This window comes from Emticicia sp. TH156 (assembly GCF_002855535.1).
GTDB classification, from domain to species: Bacteria; Bacteroidota; Bacteroidia; order Cytophagales; family Spirosomataceae; genus Emticicia; species Emticicia fluvialis.
Genome location: NZ_PKRS01000003.1, coordinates 239,557 through 259,386, shown reverse-complemented (window position 1 = coordinate 259,386; position 19,830 = coordinate 239,557). Strand labels below are relative to the sequence as shown.

The following is a 19,830-nucleotide window of genomic DNA, read 5'->3' as shown; positions in this document are numbered from 1 at the left end:
TATGACCAAGACATTTTTTTGTATAGATGCCCACACCTGCGGCAACCCTGTGCGGTTAGTGGCTGGTGGAGGGCCGGTGTTAGAAGGTGCGAATATGTCAGAAAAACGCCAGCATTTCCTACGCGAATACGATTGGATTCGCAAAGGATTGATGTTTGAGCCTCGCGGACACGACATGATGTCGGGCAGTATTCTGTATCCACCACATGACCCCGCCAACGATGTTGCTGTGCTTTTTATTGAAACCAGCGGTTGCCTGCCCATGTGTGGGCATGGCACCATTGGTACCATTACCATCGCCGTTGAACATGGGCTTATTCAACCTAAAAAGCCTGGTTTTATAAGAATGGAAGCCCCGGCGGGTCTGGTTCAGATTGAATACAAGCAGGAAGGAAACAAGGTGAAGTATGTAAAGCTGACCAACGTGGCGTCGTTTCTGGCTGCTGAGGGCATTGAAGTTGAATGCCCCGAGCTAGGCACTCTGAAAGTAGATGTAGCCTACGGCGGCAACTACTACGCCATTGTTGATGTGCAGGAGAATTTTCCGGGTCTGGAGCATTTCAAGGCCGACCAGCTGATTGCCTGGGCCAGAGTGCTGAGAGAGCGCATCAATGCCAGCCATAGCTTTGTGCATCCTGAAAACCCGACTATCAATGGCCTGAGCCACATTGAGTGGACAGGCGCAGTAATAGACCCGACCTCAACTGCGCGCAATGCTGTTTTTTATGGCGACAAAGCCATTGACCGATCGCCGTGTGGTACAGGCACATCAGCCCGAATGGCACAATGGGCCGCCAAAGGTAAACTAAAAGCCGGAGACGAGTTTGTTCATGAAAGCATTATTGGCAGCAAGTTTATTGGCCGCATTGAAGGCACCACCAAAGTAGGAGATTTTGACGCCATTTACCCAAGCATTGAAGGCTGGGCCAGAATTTATGGCAACAATACCATTACCATTGACGACCAGGACGACCCTTACGCTTTTGGTTTTCAGGTAATTTAATACCAATACTAAATCCATACAAGATTTTTTTAAATCCGCACAACACACACATAAACAGAGAAAAAATTACGATATTTAAGGATATCCCATCCGGGTATCCTGATTAGATTCAGTTTTTTTTCTCTTTTTGAAATAAAAGGAAGGCGGGTTATTCTATCAATAAGCCAAGCCTGCGCATTCAATTGAAAAATTATCTAAAATGGCATCAAAAATAAACGCGCCGCAGGTTGTTATCATCGGTGGTGGAATAATAGGGTTATATTCGGCCTACTATTTGCAACAAAAGGGGCATAAAGTAAGCATTATTGAGCGCACCGGCGGCGCCGATGGCTGTTCTTTCGGCAATGCAGGTATGATAGTACCCAGCCATTTTATACCGCTGGCTGTGCCGGGTATGATAGAAAAAGGCATCCGCTGGATGTTCAATTCTGAAAGTCCGTTTTATGTAAAACCACGTCTGAACTGGGATTTGATTTCCTGGGGCCTTAAATTTCAAAAGGCAGCAAATCAAAAACAGGTAGACAAGGCAATACCAGCCTTGCGTGATATCAGCCTGTTTGCCAAAAAATTGTATCAGGACTTCGCCAAAGAGGAAAACAACGATTTCAGCTTTGAAGAAAAAGGCTTGATGATGCTCTGCAAAACTGCCCATACTTTTGAAGAAGAAGCCGAAGTAGCCCAAACCGCCAACAAAATTGGTATTGAAGCCCGGGTTTTGGATGTGAAAACCCTGCACGAAATGGAGCCGGAGGTAAAGCCTGACGTTGCCGGTGCTGTTTACTACCCCGGCGATGCGCATTTGTACCCCAACTTACTGGTAAAAAAGCTGAAAGACCTGCTGGCTCAAAAGGGCGTTACTTTTATGTATAATACAGAAGTAACAAGCTTTGAAACTGAAAACGGTAAAATTAAGAGCTTAAAGACCGACAATGGCGCAACCCTGGCAACAGATGAACTGATTATTGCAACCGGGTCGTGGTCTCCTTTGTTGGCTAAGCAATTGAATATCAACCTGCCCATGCAGGCGGGTAAGGGGTACAGTACCACCCTTGACCAACCAAAGGGCAAGAAACTGAATATACCGTCTATACTGCTGGAAGCCCGCGTGGCCATTACACCAATGGGCGAAAACCAGATTCGCTTCGGTGGCACTATGGAGATTGGAGGTATCAACCAGGATATAAACATGAACCGTGTCAGAGGTATAATAAAGGCTGTACCAGAGTTTTTCCCTGATTACCCCATATCAGTACCACCGCAAAGCAAGGTGTGGTCTGGCTTGCGCCCGTGTTCGCCAGACGGCCTGCCCTACATTGGCCGCACCAACAAATATAAAAACCTGATTATTGCCAGTGGCCATGCCATGATGGGCCTCAGCCTGGCGCCGGGTACCGGAAAACTGGTTCAGGAAATTGTAGATAATGAAAAAACAAGCATAGATATATCGTTATATAAGCCGGAAAGATATGACTAACCAGGCACACTTGTTTGAACTGGAGGCAGGCGTTACTTACCTGAACGGCGCCGCCTATGCACCCATGCTGAAAAGCGCGGTTGCCAAAGGCATGGATGGTATGATGATGAAGGCCGCAAGACCTTTCACTATTCATCCGCAAATCCATTTTGAGCCTGCCGGAAGAGTACAGAAACAATTTGCCCGGTTAATCAATATCGATAACCCTCAAAGAGTGGCAATCATTACGGCGGTGTCTTATGGTATGGCTGTGGTAGCACGTAATCTGCACCGTTTGCCCGGTATATCAGCCAAAAAGCACATTCTGCTCATACAAGACGAGTTTCCTAACAATGTTTACGCCTTTGAAAGGGTTAGCCAGGAGTTATCGTTGCATTATAAAACCGTAGCCAGACCAGTCGAAGTCGCTAACCGAGGGCAGCTATGGAACGAAAACATACTGAACAGCATCAATCATGAAACCGCCATGATTGTTATACCCCACATACACTGGATTTACGGCGTCAGGTTTGACCTGGCCGCGGTAGCTGAACGTTGTAAAGAGGTTGGCGCTTTGTTAATAGTAGACGCCACGCAGTCGGTAGGGGCAATGGCATTTGATGTAAAGGCCATACAACCCGATGCCGTTATCTGTGCCGGATACAAATGGTTGCTTGGCCCATATAGTGTAGGACTGGCTTATTTTGGTGAGTTTTTTGATGATGGCGTGCCGGTGGAGGAGTCGTGGCTAAACCGTGCCGATAGCGATAAATTTGCCCAACTGATTAATTACCAAAAGGCCTACAGGCCGTTTGCGCAAAGATATAACGCTGGCGAATACTCGCAGTTTATTCAATTACCGATGCTGGAAGAATCGCTCAATGAGATTCTGGCGTGGGGAGTAGACAATATTCAGCAATATTGTAAGAGCATTACCCAAAAACCCCTGGAGGCATTGATTGGTATGGGCTGTAGTATGGAAGCCGAGGCTTACCGGGGGCATCATTTATTTGGTATAAGCCTGCCGGCGGGTGTAGATAACGCCAGTTTCACTGAAAAATTACTTCAAAACAAAATCATAATTTCTAATAGAGGAGTAGCCATCCGGGTTTCGCCGAATGTCTATAATACTGAAGATGATATGTGGGCGCTGGTGGAGTGCTTACAACGGTAACACCACCCCTAACCCCTAAAGGGGAACTAATTACAACAAAAAAGAACTTCTGAAAGAAGTTCTTTTTTGTTGTTTTATGCCTAATCAGGTTTTAAAGTTCCCCTTTAGGGGCTAGGGGCAAATCCCCCTTTAGGGGTTAGGGGTTAACTCACCTTCCCACTTAGCCACTATGGCGGTTGCTACGGCATTGCCTGCTACCGAGGTGGCAGAGCGGCCCATATCCAGTAGCCAGTCAACGGCAAAAAGCAGAATAAGGCCTTCGGCCGGGAGGTTAAATAATGACATGGTTCCGGCAATTACTACAAGCGATGCCCTTGGCACACCTGCAATACCTTTGCTGGTTATCAGTAGTGTAAGCAACATGGTTACCTGCTGGCCGATTGATAAATCTACACCATACGCCTGAGCAATAAATCCGGTTGCAAAGGTCATGTACATCATTGAGCCATCCAGATTGAACGAATACCCCAACGGCAATACAAAACTTACGATGCGTTCTGGTACGCCAAATTTTTTCAGTTGCTCAATCTGCAAAGGCATTGATGCCTCTGAACTGGCCGTGCTGAAAGAAAGAAACAGGGCGTCTTTCACGTAAGTCAGTAATTTCCAGTATTGCACTTTGGCAAACAGACAAATAATGGGTAGCACAACCAGTATAAAAAATGCCAGTGTGGCAAAGAAACAGATAATCAGGTAAAGGTATCCGCCTAGTATGCCCAATCCTTTTTGGGCAATAACAGCGGCTACGGCTCCGAAAACGGCATAAGGGGCAAACCCCATAACATAGCCAACAATTTTAAACATCACCTCCGACACGGCATCAAGACCTTTGATGATAATTTTGCCGTGGTCGCCGATAGCAGCGGTGGCAATTCCAAAAAAGATAGAAAACACCACAATCTGGAGTATCTCGTTGGTAGCCAGGGCTTCAAAAAAACTTTGCGGAAAAAGATGTGTTACAAAGTTTTCAAGTGTCATTTTTTTGGTTTCAATGCCGGTGTCAGTTCCGGTCTGCGGCAAAGAAATATCCATCAACTTACCCGGTTGCAGTACATTAACGGCTACCAAACCGGTAACAAGAGACAAAACAGTGGCAAAGTAAAAGTAGCCCAGTGTTTTAGCGCCTATTCTGCCAACGGTTTTAAAATCGCCTAGCTTGGCAATACCCACCGTAAGAATAGAGAAAATCAAAGGCCCGATAATCATCTTTATCATGCGTAGAAACACCTTGCTCAGAATATTCAGATACTTGCTCCACTCATCCAGTGCTGCGGGGTCAGAGGTCAGGTACACATTCATCAGGTACCCTACAAGAATACCGAATGCCATGCCGATGAAGATTTTCCAGGTAATATTTAGTTTCATAATGAAGTTGTATCCCTTTCCCTGCAGGGAAGCATTGTTTAGGTTGTGGTCCGAATAAGATACTCAATAGGGATTTGAGGGGTATCCGGGTCAATTTTATACAATAATGGCTAAAAAATATAAGTACTCAAAATTCGCAGGGGTCTAATATTAAATTAGTTAATGTTTTTCTGCCAAATTTTCAATTTTCTTCTTTAAAATCTACATATGGGTAGCTTATTTTCAAAAAATGGCTACCTGTTTGGTTAATTTACCTGTGAAGCCGGTTTACAAGGCCAGTGCGCGTGCATGTGCCTATAAATACCTGCATTTTTTTTGAATTATTACCCGATTGAACGGTGGCGCCTGTCATCAGGCTTAAAATACCAATCAGTACGTATAAAGATTACGGGTTTTTACTCTAAAATTTTCCGTTTGAAACACAGACATTTGTATCGTTCAATCACACACAACTAAAAATATGTTTACAGTGTTGAAGCAGGGTGCCAGCCTGATTCCAGTTCTTTCGTTATTCTTATGGCAGATTTTGCTCATCATGTTTTTATTAATATTGGGTTTGTATATATGCTACCATTCTGCAAACAGAAACCGGTAGATGAAGATAAATAGGTTAATTAAGTAGATTTTTTTATCATAGTGGTTAGGGTTCACGCAAAAGCCGACTCATTTGAGTCGGCTTTTTTGTTTCATTTCTTATCGATGTTTCTGGCACAGATTATTACCTGCAACAGAATAAAAATTCATGACACCGCGTTAATAGTCGGTAGCTTTAGGGAAAAATCACCAAGTCGTGCCGGCCGCAGCTCTTGCGCTTGTTAATGATTGTTAATGATTACCACCCCAACCAACTATTTAATTACTTTTTGCATCTAATAGCTATTAAACGAAAACGAATAATACAATGCAAACAACAGCCATAAATATTATACCTGCTTTTAATTGGAAAAGAGGTATAGCTGCATCGCTGATTCTGGCGGCAGGATTAACACTGAGTGTTACAGAAACCAATGGTCAGGAAGGCAGACGACGCGGAGAGGCAGACGGAGGAAGTAGGGGCGAAAGGGGTGTGTCTGAAAGCCGTGGAAATGACCGTGGCTCTATGAGCAGAGGCGAAAGCAGAGGCTATGGCGGAAGAAGTGAAGGCGGCCCTGCCGAAAGAAGAAACAACGACCGCCCCACCTCTATTGCCGAAGACAGGGGCGGCAGAATGAATGATGGCGAACGCCGCGGGCCCGAAGCAGCCAGGGTTGAACCCCGTGGCGAAAGACCACAACCCGAGTACCGGCCTGAAAGCAGAAGAACAGAAGGACCAAGACCTGATATAGACCGGGGCGGACGCGGTAATGACGACAGAGACCGAAACAGAGGCAATGACCACCAATGGAACCGTGGTAGTGATGAACGAAACCGCGTTTATACCGACAGAAACAATAGAGGTTATGATGGCAGGGGCAGATGGGAAGACCGCGGACGCCGTGATTATGACCGGTACGACCGCCGCGGCTATGACTATCGCCGTTTTGACGGCCGCGTGGGCAGCCCAAGCTGGCGATACTATAATCTGCCACGCCGAAACTCGGTGGTAAGGGTATTGCCTACTTCTTGCCTGCCGGTTTATTATGGGGGTATTAATTACCGCTACAACAACGGCATTTATTATCGCCCGTACCGAGATACCTACGTTGTAGCATTTCCACCTGTTGGTTTAAGAATCCGAATATTGCCGGTTGATGTGCAGGTATATACTTTCTTTGGTGTGCGTTACCATTACTATAATGGTTCTTATTATCGGCCGGTTGGATATGAGTACGAGGTAGTGCCGCCTCCGGTTGGGGCATTGGTAGAAAGCATACCTGATGGCTACGAACAGTTGGTGATTGACGGCGAAACCTATTACATTGTTGATGGGGTGCAATACAGAGCCGTTATACACGATGGCGAAATATGGTATGAAGTGATAAAAATTAACTATTGATTTTTTTAGGTTTTACGCTCAAAAAATGTCTTTCTTCCGGCTGGAGGAGAGGCATTTTTTAGGTATCAATGCTTTATCCAGGCATCCAGAACTTTCAGCCAGCCTTTTTTTATTTTCTGGTAGTCTTCTTCGCAACGGGTGGTCATTACGGCCGGCAGCATCTTTTTTCTGATAACCGCTCCGTTCTGCTCAGGATTTGACCCATACAACATACAAAGAATATGATAAAACCGCTGGTGGTCTAAAGAGTGTTCGTCCCACAGCTCCATGTTTTTAAGCGGTACATTCTGCGTTGACTCCCCCATCAGGTAGAAGGCAATGGCGCCGTCCAGCACGGCTCTTGACCCTTTCCTGCTGCCGTCAGCCAGTAGAAAAATTGAAAAGTTATCTACCGTATCTTCTTCTTTACCTGTTACGGGTAAGTCCATCAGGTCTATCAGAGCATGACCCATTTCATGATAAAAAATAAAAATGATGGCGTTCATTACCATCTCCCGTAACTCGGTCTGGTTGCTGGTTTTGGCCTTAAACAATTCGTAGAGGTAAGATACCATCTCGTAGCAGATGGTTACTTTTCTGGAGTCTTGGTCATAAAAGGCATTGCTGGTGCGGCATTCGTCAAAAGTAATGTAGATGTCTTCCGGTAATGCCAGATACCCGTTAATATCGGCCGCAATGGCATCCAGTATTTTGGTGTGTTTAATGCCCTCCTGAAAATCTCTGAAAACCGCATCATTGATGTTGTTGTTCCAGATTACTTTTACATCGCCACGGTCAGGCATTTTTGCCTGCTGGGCAATGGTATTCAGGGGGCAGCAATATAGCAATGCAATCAACCAGAATCTCATAAACCGTTAATCTGTTTTGCGGTATATTTCTAAAACGTAAAAGAATAGATTATCGACATTGCCGTCAAGTATATTTTAGTGAATATTTGTTAAAATACACCAAAGAAAAGAAATAAGCACTTGTTGCATAAAATGCTGTTATAGACGAAATTTGAGGGAATGACCAATTGGGGTACTAATAAAGAATCTGGAAAAATCTTATCTTTGTTTTGAACACATTCAAAAATAGTTATATTTCTTTATTGCCACGGAGTGTCACGAGGTGCCGCACTGAGTTTCACGGAGCAATTGTAAGATATCAACTAAAATTAACAACCTTATTACGTCATTCCTGTTGAGGCGGACGGCTAGTCTACGATTAAAAATCTTATGAATGACTATGAAAATATATAATGGCTATCGGATTTTTAATTGTACGAGTTGGAATGATGGGCCGCTTTGCGGACGGCAAGTCTTGCGTTACTTTTTGCAGCCCAAAAAGTAACAACAGAGGTACCTCAAATCTTTGATTATAGAAGTTTAAATCAGGCCTGGTTAAAAGCAACTATCAGACCGGGTTATTGTACAGTTTGAAAAAACTGACATCCTTCCAAATATCAATACAGCAGCAAATCTTGAAATGGGATCTAATTATTGAAATCAACCTCTATTACTATGAAAAACATTTTCTTCAGCCTCGTTCTATTAGTGCTTTTCCAGACCTTGCAAGCGCAAGACCGGGTTTTTGGTAAGGTTGATGCCACGCGGTCTGAGGTAATAGCTCAGAACGGCATGGCTTGCACCTCGCACCCATTAAGCACGCAGGCGGCCATTGAAATTCTGCGCGCAGGGGGCAATGCCATTGATGCCGCCATAGCTGCCAATGCGATGGAAGGTGTGGTAGAACCCCACATGAACGGCATAGGCGGCGACCTGTTTGCTATTGTTTGGGATGCCAAAACCCAAAAACTGTACGGGCTAAATGCCTCGGGTCGTTCGCCTTATGCGCTTACGCTGGCTGAACTGAAAAAACGTGGCTTAACGCATTTGCCTTCAACAGGGCCGCTGCCTGTTAATGTACCCGGTGCTGTTGACGGCTGGTTTGAGCTGCACAAGAAATTTGGTAAACTGCCGATGGAGAAAATACTCTCGCATGCCATTGATTATGGCCGCAATGGTTTTCCGGTACATGGCGAACTGGCCAGCTCATTGGCAGCAGTGCCAAGGCTTTATGGTAAATTTCCGAATGTAAAAGAGCATTATTATCCAAACGGCACGGTGCCACAAAAGGGCGATATCTTTAAAAATCCTAACCTGGCCAATACCCTTGAGAAAATTGCCAGAGGTGGCCGTGATGCTTTTTATAAAGGTGAGATTCCGAAAATAATAGAGGAATTTATGAAAAAGCAGGGGGGATATCTAACAGCCAAAGACTTTGCCGACCATACCTCAACCTGGGTTGACCCTGTATCTACCAATTACAGAGGGTATGATGTATGGGAGCTGCCCCCAAACGGGCAAGGCATAACTGTGCTGCAAATGCTGAACATTCTGGAGGGATACGATTTCTCTAAAATACCATTTGGCAGTACAGAGCACGTGCATTTGTTTACTGAAGCCAAGAAGCTGGCTTTTGAAGACCGCGCCAAATATTATGCCGACCCTGAGTTTGCCAGAATACCTGTAAAACAACTCATTTCTAAAGAGTATGCGGCTGAAAGACGCAAACTGATTGATATAAACAAGGCAGCTAAAACCTATGATGCCGGTAATCCGGCTTTGAAAGACGGTGACACGATTTTTTTGACGGTAGCCGATAAGGAAGGCAATATGGTTGCCCTGATACAAAGCAATTACAGGGGTTTTGGCTCAGGCATGATGGCCGACGGACTGGGCTTTATGTTTCAGGACAGAGGTGAGATGTTCAGCCTTACCGAAGGTGAGAACAATACCTATGCGCCCCACAAGAGGCCTTTTCATACCATTATTCCTGCGTTTATAACCAAAGATGGCAAACCTTACATGAGTTTTGGTGTTATGGGTGGGGCCTTTCAGCCGCAGGGCCATGTGCAGATAGTGATGAATCTGGTAGACTTTGGTATGAATCTGCAGGAAGCAGGTGATGCCCCACGTCTGAATCACGAAGGATCATCAGAACCTACCGGCGAAAAAATGCTGGATGGCGGTATGATAACGATCGAATCTGGCATACCCTACGCAACCATCAGAGGGTTGATGGAAAAAGGCCATAAGGTTGGCTATATACTGGGTATGTATGGCGGGTATCAGGCCATCAGATATGACCCTGTCCGTAAAACATTTACAGGGGCATCAGACCCCCGCAAAGATGGCCATGCCGCAGGATTTTAACTATTATGATGAAAAGTTTGAGTGGTCCGTTTGAAAAGAGGGTCTTATTCTTTTACTCTCAGCTCAATAATGCAATAAGGGCTATTGCTGCTCCTAATAGTATCCAGATAACAAAGAATTTCAATTGCTCTTTTTTCTTCTCTTTTTGCGTCAGTGATTGAAAAGGCTTAAGGTCTTTTTTGAAAGCTCTGATCAGGAAGTATAATCCGCCGGATAAAACGCCAAGCGAAACCAAAAACGCAAGAATGGCCAGTAAGCTATAGCCCCCGCAAGCTAGCTGACAGGTCAGAATTAATCCGGCGAAAGTGAGCAAAAGACTTAAAAAAAACAATAATACGTAAGTGATTCTGGAATTACTTTTGGGGTCTTCAGAAGCTGTTTTTTTACTTAGCAGGCGCGATACGAACCCTTTTCTGGTTTTCCGTTCAGTTACTTTAACAGTCGCGCCACTTTTTTTGTTTTCGGCAGCGGTAACTCTCTCTGCTGCATTGGCTGCATATATACTACGCACCTGATACCCAAGGCCTTTCAGATGATTGCCGAGTAAAATAGAAAGACACAAACTACTGGCCATAATAATGCCGGTGCATGTAAGCCTGAATTTACGATGCGCTTCTTTATTGAGTGTATCTGTCTGATGCTGATAGCTGGTCTGAACGATTGTTGATAGAATCACCAGGCTAAGTACAGAAAGTTCTATAACCCCCGATGAGAAAACCGGAAGAAAATGATGGCCGATGTCAAACCCGATGCTGCATTTCAGTACTTCAAAAATAATAATGAGTAGTATAGCCGTTTTCTGGTTCTGGCTGGCCCATATAGAGATGGCTTTCATATCAGATAGAAAAAGATGAAAACCCAATTTAACTAAAAGGGTCATAGCCTTATAAGCCATGACCCTTTTTTATTATTCTGCGGGTGTTTTTTTTATTAATTCGGTCAGCAGGTCAATCCAGGCTTCCGAGTCGTTAAGGCTTTCAACCAATTGCCAGTGTTCGCCGCCATGTTCTTCAAAAAGTTCCTTGTATTCTTCACCCACTTCAATGGTGGTTTCCAGACAGTCAGACACAAAAGCAGGCGAAAACGCCAGCACTTTTTTAATATTTTTACCAGCCAGCTCTTTAATTACGCTTTCGGTATAGGGCTGTATCCAGGGGTCTTTACCTAATCTGGACTGAAAACAGGTAGAATAAGTGCCCTCTTTCAGGCCCAGTTCTTTTGCCAGCAGCCTGGTGGTTTCAAAGCAGGCAGCGCGGTAACAATGCTGGTTCAGTGCATGAATGGTGTCGCAGCATGAGCCAAGCTGGCAAACTTTGCCCGTACAATCGCCTTTCCTGATTTGTCGTTCGGGTAATCCGTGGTAGCTGAACAACACAAAGTCGAAATCTTCTTTTTCAAGATATTTTCGTCCGTTTTCAGCAAATGCCTTAATGAATTTAGGGTGATTATAAAAGTAATTAATAAACTCAATCTCAGGTATTATCTGCCACTGGCCTATTATTCTCATGACTTCTTCATAAACCGACCCTGTGGTTGCCGAAGCGTATTGCGGAAAAAACGGTATGACAATAATTTTGCTCAGACCCATGCTCTGAAACGCTTTCAGGCTCTTTTCAATAGAGGGATTCTGGTAGCGCATGGCCAGTTTTACCACGTAGGTGTCACCCAGTGCCTGCTGCAATTGAATCTCGTTTTTTTCGCCATAGATTTTAAGAGGAGAACCCTGGTCAGTCCATAACTCGCGATACACCTTGGCCGACTTTGGAGAACGGAACGGCGCTATTATCAGGTTAACCAGCATCCATCTGGGTATAAAAGGAATATCAATCACGCGACCATCCATTAAAAACTCACGGAGGTATTTTCTGACATCGGGTACTGCGGGCGAATCGGGTGTGCCTAAATTAACAATTAATACACCGGTTTTTTCAAGCATATACAGATAACAATTATAGAAAAGAGCCAGCTCTTTTCAGCAGAGTATTATATTTAAGTGTAAGGTTACTATTAATAATGCTAACTGTAATAAGCATTAAATTGTTTCCGTTATAGCGGAATATTCCCGTGTTTCTTGCGTGGCATGGTGTCTACCTTGTTTTCAAGCATTTTAAATGCTTTCAGTAGTTTTTCGCGGGTGTCTTCCGGCTTTATTACCTCATCAACATAACCTCTGTGCGCCGCCTTATACGGGTTGGCAAATTTATCTGTGTACTCATCAATCTTATGCTGCAATTCTGCCTGTGGGTCGGCAGCTTCACCTATTTCCTTACGGAAAATAATCTCAGCTGCTCCGGCGGCTCCCATTACAGCAATCTCGGCCGATGTCCAGGCGTAGTTCAGGTCGGCGCCTATGTGCTTGGAGTTCATCACGCAATACGCGCCACCATACGCTTTACGGGTAATAACCGTAACCCGCGGCACCGTTGCCTCGCTGAACGCATACAATAACTTGGCACCATGCATAATAATGCCGTTCCATTCCTGGTCCGTGCCGGGCAGGAATCCCGGTACGTCTTCCAGTACCAGCAGGGGTATATTGAAGCAGTCGCAGAAGCGTACAAACCTGGCGCCTTTAATGCTGGCATCAATATCCAGCACCCCGGCCAGCACAGCAGGCTGGTTGCCGACAATACCAATACTACGCCCACCTATTCGGGCAAAGCCAATTACAATGTTTTCGGCATAGCTTTTATGCACTTCAAAAAAACTATCGGTGTCAACCAGTTCGTCTATCAGTTCGCGTACATCATAAGGCTGGTTGGGGTTTTCCGGTATCAGGTCTGTCAGTTTTGGCCGCTTTTCGTTTCCGTCTGTTTCATAAGCCGCAAAAGGGGGCTGTTCTTCACAGTTTGACGGCACGTAGCTAAGCAGTTTCTTGATGTCGTTAATGCACTGCACCTCATTTGCTGCCACAAAATGTGTAACGCCCGACTTGGTGGCGTGGGTAATGGCTCCGCCCAGTTCTTCTGAGGTTACGTCTTCATGGGTAACAGTTTTAACCACATTAGGGCCTGTTACAAACATGTAAGAAGTGTTTTCGACCATGAAGATGTAATCAGTTAGGGCGGGCGAATACACTGCACCCCCGGCACATGGCCCCATAATGGCTGAAATCTGCGGAATAACTCCTGAGGCACGCGTATTGCGGTAGAAAATATCAGCATAGCCGGCCAGAGAGTTGACACCCTCCTGAATACGTGCGCCGCCTGAATCGTTCAGGCCAATAAGCGGAGCGCCGTTTTTCATGGCCATGTCCATTAGTTTACATATTTTTTCGGCGTATGTTTCAGAGAGTGAACCTCCGAAAACGGTGAAATCCTGTGCAAAAACGTAAATCAGCCTGCCATTTACCGTGCCATAGCCCGTTACCACACCATCGCCCAGATAATATTCTTTGTCCAGACCAAAATCTTTACTCCGGTGCATCACAAACTTGCCAATTTCTTCAAAACTGCCTTCATCCAATAGCAATTCTATTCTTTCGCGGGCAGTTAGTTTTCCTTTCGCATGCTGGCTGTCAATTCTTTTGGTTCCGCCGCCTTGTAGCGCCTCAGCATTTTTAAGGTCAAGTATCTGTAGTTTTTCTATATTCGTTTTTAAAGACATACGGGGTCGAGTAACTTATGATTTGAGCAAAACTATGAAAACTGAAACAAACATGGCTCGGTTTTAATATTTTTTATTTATAAGCCGCCTTTGTGCCGGAGGCTCACCCAAAAATTTGGGCGGCTATCAGAGCAAAGGAGTAATTCTATGGAATGCCTATCGGGCGGCGTCTGCTTAGGTTGGCCAATAATTAAAAACCTTTTGTTTGCGTAACCTGCAAATTCTTAGGCTGAATTAATTAAATACTGACTTACATCTTCATCAATTTTTTACCAGCTTAGTCAGCATGGCATCAATTTCTGTTTTGGGCAACCAGCGGCCATTCAGCATCACGCCCTGCACCGTGCCTACGGCGTTTACGTCTTTCAGCGGGTTTTCGTTCAGCAAAACAAGGTCTGCCACTGCGCCGGGTTTAATAACACCCAGATTATCTTGTCTGAAAAACTTACCGATATTTACCGTACCCGTCTGCAATGCCTGATAAGGCGTAAGCCCCGCCTGAACCAGATAACTAAGCTCATGTTTGAGAGAGAAACCCGGTACACTAAAAACCTGCGGGGCGTCTGAACCCAGCAGCAAGCCAACACCCTGCCGCTGGCACTCGCGGATAATTGTGCGCCGCACATCAATAAATTTGAGAACTGAAGCCGGTTGATAAGCCGGGTTTTTCATGGTGTTATCTTTAGACCTTGCCCAGCCATCCAGTGTCTTTTGGTCCATATACTTCATTTCCGGCCAGGCAAGCAATTCTTTAGCCGTTCTATTGGGTGACTGCCAGTGTTCGGCGAGTGTCTGGGTGGGTACTATCCAGACACCGTTGTCTTTGATGGTTTTCAGTATTTTATCAAGCCTTGCTATATCGGCATTGTGCCCTACAAACAGGCCGAATAATCCGGCTTCTTCTTCTGTCAGCGTGTCCAGCCGGGGCATCATGGCTTCTACAATGCCATCGAGGTGGTCAATGGTGGCATAACCGGCCTCCGCCGACCGCCATACACCAACCCCAAAAGATACGTGCCCGGCAAAAGGCATTTTTTCTTCTTTTGCCGTTTTTACAATGGCCTCAAAATTGGTTTTGGTTATGCCCGGGTGCATTTTCATGAAGTCGTAGCCTGCCTTTTTCTGGCTTCTTACTTTTGCTTCGGCTTCTTCGGGGGTTTTGATACTGGCTCCGCTGAACGACGGCCCGGAAGTATAAATACGTGGCCCAAGTAATTCGCCCGATTGCACCTGGCTCCGTAATTGCAAATGCAATGGGTGGCCCAGCATACTTCTGATGGTAGTTACGCCATTGGCTGCAAACAGCAGCAGTACGTCTTTCATGGGTTGCACTTCATCAACCGGTGGCACATGGGCATGCATTTCTGCAAGGCCAGGCATCAGGAATTTGCCTCTGGCATCAATCACCAAAGCGTTCTTGTCATATTTCAGTTTTGCGCCTATGGCGGTAATCAATCCGTTTTTTATCAGTACAGTCTGGTTAGCAAGTACTGTTTCATGTGTCATGGGTATTACCGAGACGTTGATAAATACAATTTCCCGCTGGCGCGAATCTGTAGTTTGTTGTGCCGCTGTACGCAAAGAAAAGACAGCGAGCCATAATATTAGCAGGTTTTTCATAGTTATAGATGTATAAAATGTGGTGGAAACTCGTTTCCTTGTCAAAGGAAGCTAATGCAATATAGCCAAAATTGATGTGCAAAAACACAAACTGTAAGATTCTTTAGATAACAGATATCCGGCAACTTATCTGCTCATTATCAGTTATATGGCTTCACAAGTGTTTTGCTAATCGCAGGCCCCCGGGTAAGCGGCACATGGGCAATTAAAACATATTAGTTCAGATTTGGTTTAACTTAGCAATCATACTTTCATTTTGCATGACTTACAATAAAGCTTACCGGATAAAACTCATAGAAGTTATCTTTTTGTTGCTGGTTGTTACAGGCCTGCTGCAGTATATAGATGTGGTAGCGCAATGGCAAACCGCCGTGCTTACCAACAGCCGCCTGCTGTGGTTTTCGGTAGGGGGCATCCTGCTATTAAGTATCTTTTTGTCGGCAATATGGCAGTATTTTGATAAGAAGGTCAATCTACATGAGTGGTTTCAGACCATCATTATATTTTTTGTGGCCCATCAGATAGCCAATTTCGGGGTTTCAAAAATCATGCAAATCCAGTTTCAGTTACCGCAATCGGTACTTGAACGCCCCGTTGGCGAGCTGAACGGTTACTGGATGACCTGGACCTACTTTGGCTATTCGCCTACTTTTACCATTATTCTGGGGTCTTTGCAGATAGTAGGTTCGGTGCTGTTATTGTTTAAAAAAACACGCCTGCTGGCCACGTTTATTTTGCTGCCAATGATGATAAACGTATGCTTTATGGAGCATTTCTATCAGATTTCTCCGCTGGCTTATTTTAATGCACTGCATTATACTGCGGTTCTGTTTTTTATTTTGCTGCAATACTATGAGGGGCTCTTGCACCTGCTTTTTTCATATAAAGAGTATTTCTACTTTGATAAGAAAACCCTTTTGCTAAGTTTGGCTCGCCTAATTGTAATTGGCGGAGCCTTCTGGCATATTTTCTGGCTTAAGAAGAATGACCGGCAGGCCAAAGAATTAATAGGCGTATGGCAGGTTGATGCTATAACAATGCAGAATCGTTCGGTAATACCTGAAAACGGCACTGAAGGAAACGTATGGTCGAGGATTTATTTTGAGCAGAATAATAGCTGCCTGTTTAAGTTTGATTCTGAAAAATTTAATGACAGCAAAGACTGGTATGGGCATTATGAAACTGAACCGAAGCAACGCAGGGCAACTATTGTTTTCAGAAGAAACAATCAGGCAGACTCCCTGAAACTCAGTTATCAGGTGTCGGGCAATCATCTTACCTTGTCGGGTGTTTATCAACGGGCTCCCCTGGTAATGAAACTCAGCAGATTAAAATAGGCTTACAGGCTTTCAATGATTTTCATAATCGGTCCCGGATTCAGGAACAGATACACCAGCAGAAAAATATAAATAAAAAGCAGCACACGTTTTTCTAAATCCAGCGCAATTCTTTTGGCTCCGCCTTTAGGGTCTTTAAAAATCATGAAGTAGGGAATCCGCAGATAATAAAAAACCGATATAGCAGTATTGAGCAGGCTGATGATAAGCACCACCAGCACCACATTATTGCCGGTGTCGTTATAGGCATTCCAGAGAGCTGTAAAAATCAACAGCTTGCCGGTAAAACCCACAGTAGGCGGAAACCCCACCAGGGCTATCATTATAATTACTGCTGCCAGCCCCAGAAAGACGTTCTCCTGTCCCAAACCTTTCAGGCTTTCCAGTTCGTAGCTTTCGGTTTTCAATGCCAGCAAATCTACCAGTAAAAACGCGGCTAGTGTTATAAACAGATAGGTAGCTACATAAAAAGTGGCCGATTGAACACCAAACTGATTAAGCGCCAGCAAGCCCACAAGCATAAACCCTGCATGGGCAATGGTTGAGTACCCCAGCATACGTTTGGTATTGTTCTGCCACAGTGCCGACAAATTGCCTATCAGCAAAGAGCCGGTAATTATAATGGCCAGTGTCATTCTGAAATCTATACTCAGGCCGTTCAGAAACCGAATCAATACAATTACTACACCCAGCTTGGGGGCAATAGATAAAAACGCCACAATAGGGGTAGGAGAGGCCTCATATACGTCGGGTGTCCAGCTATGAAAAGGTACTGCCGAGAGTTTGAAAAGTAAACCGCCGATGGTCATAAAAACGGCCAGATTGGCTACCCAGGGTGGGTTCTGCCCCAGAAAAGTCATAAATTCATGGCTGCCAAAGTTGAGTGTGCCTGTCATTCCATAAAGAATAGACACACCATAGAGCATGACCGCTGAACTGGTTGCTCCGGTTAGCAGGTACTTAATGCCTGCCTCGGCGTTGGGTTTGGTCTTGTTAATTACTACCAGTATGTATGAACAGATAGAAACGGTCTCAATTGCTACATAAAGTGTAAGCAGGTGAGACGTCATGCTCATGATAAAAAGCCCCAGAATAAGTGCCAGAAACAGAACGTAAAACTCACCAACTACCTGATAACCGACAATCCAGAGATGCAGAATAACCGCCGCTGCAGCAAGTGTAATGGTAACTTTAAAAAATATGCTGAGGCTGTCGAGAAATATCAGTCCATGAAATAATGATACGCCCGAGTTAAAATTGTTTTCAAGAAAATGATAGGATGCAAAAAATATAAAACCAATTATTACCAGCACCACCAGCGTTAGTATGTTATACAATAACGGGCGATACTGCTTGGAAAAAGCAACAATACCTACTACTACAAGAAAAACCCCTGCAAAAATCAGCTCGGGTAGTATCAGTCTGCTGCTCGATAATATATGTGAAATTTTCTCTGGCATTACCTGTGTTATAAACCGGCTGTTGTTTGCCTGGCTGTGGGTAGATTCTTCTAAAATTTGGTTATAAAAATTCTTACGCTCTCGCTGCTTACATCAAAAATCAGATTAGGGAAAACGCCAAAAGCAAAAGCCAGGGCTGCCAGGCCATAAAGCATTACCATCTCGCGGATGTCCAGGTCTTTCATGTGGGATTCGTGATTACGGTTAACCCAGAATTTTCCGAAAAACATTTTCTGCAATGTCCATAAAAAATAGGCTGCCGAAAGCACAAGGCCTAAAGTGGCCAGCATCGGAATCCAGTCGGGCAACAGCTGCGATTTAAAACCACCCATCAGCGTAAAAAACTCTCCTATAAAACCCGGTAAGGCAGGCAGGCCCAGGCCACCAAAAAAACCAATGGTTACAGCCAGTGTGAACAAAGGCATACGGGTAGACAAACCTCTATAATTATCAATAATGCGGTTATGGGTGCGGTCGTATATTACGCCGGCAATCAGAAAGAGCATGGCCGACAAAATACCGTGGCCAAACATCTGATATATGGCGCCGTTTATGCCTTCGGCAGTAAGAGACGCAATACCCAGCAATACAAAACCCATGTGGGATACCGACGAGTAGGCAATCATCTTTTTCAGGTCTTTTTGTGCCAGTGCATTAAAGGCTCCGTAAATAATAGATAAAACACCTGCCCCGGCCACCACCATTGCAAATTGCTGTGCGGCATCAGGGAAAAACCCATAAGCAATACGAATAAACCCGTAGGCGCCTATTTTCAGCAATACACCAGCCAGAATAACCGACACCGGCGTTGGCGCTTCCACGTGGGCATCAGGCAGCCAGGTGTGTAAAGGCACAGCCGGAAGTTTAATACCAAAGCCAATCAGCAGTAATATAAAAGCAAAGGCTCGCGGAGCCATACCGAATATCTGATGTGGGCTGTCTGGCGACAACAACGAAAAAGGAATAAAATTGCGGGTGTCGTTCAGCAGCCGGAAATCAAAAGTATGTACAGTGGTGTTCAGTTCCTGTGTCAGCAGGGTATCTTGTACCGACATCCCCAAGCCAATCATTACTATCAGTATAAAAACAGACCCAACAAAGGTGTAGATGAAAAACTTAATGGCGGCATACTCCCTTCGTTCGCCACCCCATATTCCAATCAGAAAATACATGGGCAGCAGCATAAACTCAAAGAAAACAAAGAACAGAAAGAAGTCTAGTGCAACAAAGCAGCCCAGAACCGTTCCTGATAGCAAAAGGTACAATGAATGATAGGCTTTTTGCCGGTGGGAAATGTTGAATGACGCCACCGCACCAACCACAAACACAATACCTGACAGCAGCACCATAGGCAGATTGATACCATCTACGCCCAGTATGTAGTCAATAGACAAGCTGCCCAGATTACCAAGTCCCAGGCGTATCCACTCATAATGTTCCAGAAACTGAAAGCCCGTCAGCTGCGTATCATAAGTGCTGTACAGGGTAATGATATTGAGTAGGTTAATAAAACTTACCAGCACCGATATCCACTTGAAAGAATCTTTGTAGGTATCGGGCAATAACAACACCAGCACTGCCGCTATTATCGGAAGAAAAATAAGTGTTGAAAGTAGAATATTATTCATGCCGTTTTTCCC

The 19,830-nt window shown here is 44.8% G+C and carries 14 protein-coding genes; 6 read left to right on the top strand and 8 right to left on the bottom strand.

Annotation, left to right across the window (positions count from 1 at the left end; translation table 11 throughout):
* Position 1 precedes the first annotated feature (1 nt).
* The 3 genes from C0V77_RS07480 to C0V77_RS07470 all read left to right on the top strand — a co-directional run bounded on the left by C0V77_RS07480 (position 2) and on the right by C0V77_RS07470 (position 3,630).
* Positions 2-1,003 carry a 4-hydroxyproline epimerase gene (locus C0V77_RS07480; RefSeq protein WP_101725722.1) on the top strand — a complete coding sequence of 334 codons (1,002 nt, stop codon included), beginning with the start codon at positions 2-4 and terminating at the stop codon, positions 1,001-1,003.
* Between the two features lie 199 nt (positions 1,004-1,202).
* Positions 1,203-2,477: an FAD-binding oxidoreductase gene (locus tag C0V77_RS07475; protein ID WP_101725721.1), complete on the top strand. Its 1,275-nt coding sequence runs from the start codon at positions 1,203-1,205 to the stop codon at positions 2,475-2,477.
* Entirely contained in the window at positions 2,470-3,630 is a 1,161-nt protein-coding gene (locus tag C0V77_RS07470; RefSeq protein WP_101725720.1) for an aminotransferase class V-fold PLP-dependent enzyme, read from the top strand. The genes C0V77_RS07475 and C0V77_RS07470 overlap by 8 nt, the downstream gene beginning before the upstream one ends.
* Positions 3,631-3,759: 129 nt before the next feature.
* On the opposite strand, the gene C0V77_RS07465 is transcribed toward C0V77_RS07470, so the two are convergent.
* Positions 3,760-4,995: a dicarboxylate/amino acid:cation symporter gene (locus tag C0V77_RS07465; protein WP_101725719.1), complete on the bottom strand. Its 1,236-nt coding sequence runs from the start codon at positions 4,993-4,995 to the stop codon at positions 3,760-3,762.
* 901 nt (positions 4,996-5,896) lie between these two features.
* Between C0V77_RS07465 and C0V77_RS07460 the strand changes: the two genes are divergently transcribed.
* A complete protein-coding gene (locus C0V77_RS07460) occupies positions 5,897-6,970 on the top strand; it encodes a DUF6515 family protein (RefSeq protein WP_101725718.1) in 1,074 nt (357 codons plus the stop codon).
* 65 nt (positions 6,971-7,035) lie between these two features.
* Here C0V77_RS07460 and C0V77_RS07455 read toward each other — a convergent pair whose 3' ends face one another.
* A complete protein-coding gene (locus C0V77_RS07455; protein ID WP_101725717.1) occupies positions 7,036-7,818 on the bottom strand; it encodes a DUF4344 domain-containing metallopeptidase in 783 nt (260 codons plus the stop codon).
* A gap of 654 nt (positions 7,819-8,472) precedes the next feature.
* On the opposite strand from C0V77_RS07455, the gene ggt reads away from it, so the two are divergent.
* Complete coding sequence (gene ggt, locus C0V77_RS07450) at positions 8,473-10,167, top strand: gamma-glutamyltransferase (protein WP_101725716.1); 1,695 nt, start codon at positions 8,473-8,475, stop codon at positions 10,165-10,167.
* A gap of 58 nt (positions 10,168-10,225) precedes the next feature.
* Here ggt and C0V77_RS07445 read toward each other — a convergent pair whose 3' ends face one another.
* The 4 genes from C0V77_RS07445 to C0V77_RS07430 all read right to left on the bottom strand — a co-directional run bounded on the left by C0V77_RS07445 (position 10,226) and on the right by C0V77_RS07430 (position 15,393).
* Positions 10,226-11,002 carry a hypothetical protein gene (locus tag C0V77_RS07445; RefSeq protein ID WP_158237905.1) on the bottom strand — a complete coding sequence of 259 codons (777 nt, stop codon included), beginning with the start codon at positions 11,000-11,002 and terminating at the stop codon, positions 10,226-10,228.
* Positions 11,003-11,074: 72 nt separating this feature from the next.
* Positions 11,075-12,103, bottom strand: coding sequence for a ferrochelatase (gene hemH, locus C0V77_RS07440; RefSeq protein ID WP_101725714.1), 1,029 nt, complete (start codon positions 12,101-12,103; stop codon positions 11,075-11,077).
* 110 nt (positions 12,104-12,213) lie between these two features.
* The gene (locus C0V77_RS07435; protein WP_101725713.1) at positions 12,214-13,773 is read right to left on the bottom strand and encodes an acyl-CoA carboxylase subunit beta; all 1,560 of its coding nucleotides are present in this window, start codon (positions 13,771-13,773) and stop codon (positions 12,214-12,216) included.
* Positions 13,774-14,034: 261 nt separating this feature from the next.
* Positions 14,035-15,393 (bottom strand): amidohydrolase family protein, encoded by a 1,359-nt coding sequence (locus C0V77_RS07430; RefSeq protein ID WP_101725712.1) that lies wholly within the window; start codon positions 15,391-15,393, stop codon positions 14,035-14,037.
* Positions 15,394-15,653: 260 nt separating this feature from the next.
* Between C0V77_RS07430 and C0V77_RS07425 the strand changes: the two genes are divergently transcribed.
* On the top strand, positions 15,654-16,730 hold the full coding sequence (locus C0V77_RS07425; protein ID WP_101725711.1) for a hypothetical protein: 1,077 nt from the start codon (positions 15,654-15,656) through the stop codon (positions 16,728-16,730).
* 2 nt (positions 16,731-16,732) lie between these two features.
* Here the strand turns inward: C0V77_RS07425 and C0V77_RS07420 are convergent, their stop codons facing one another.
* Both C0V77_RS07420 and C0V77_RS07415 read right to left on the bottom strand, forming a co-directional pair.
* On the bottom strand, positions 16,733-18,190 hold the full coding sequence (locus tag C0V77_RS07420) for an NADH-quinone oxidoreductase subunit N (RefSeq protein WP_101725710.1): 1,458 nt from the start codon (positions 18,188-18,190) through the stop codon (positions 16,733-16,735).
* Between the two features lie 50 nt (positions 18,191-18,240).
* Positions 18,241-19,818, bottom strand: a complete 1,578-nt coding sequence (locus tag C0V77_RS07415) for a NuoM family protein (protein ID WP_229236225.1) — start codon at positions 19,816-19,818, stop codon at positions 18,241-18,243.
* Between the last annotated feature and the right edge of the window lie 12 nt (positions 19,819-19,830).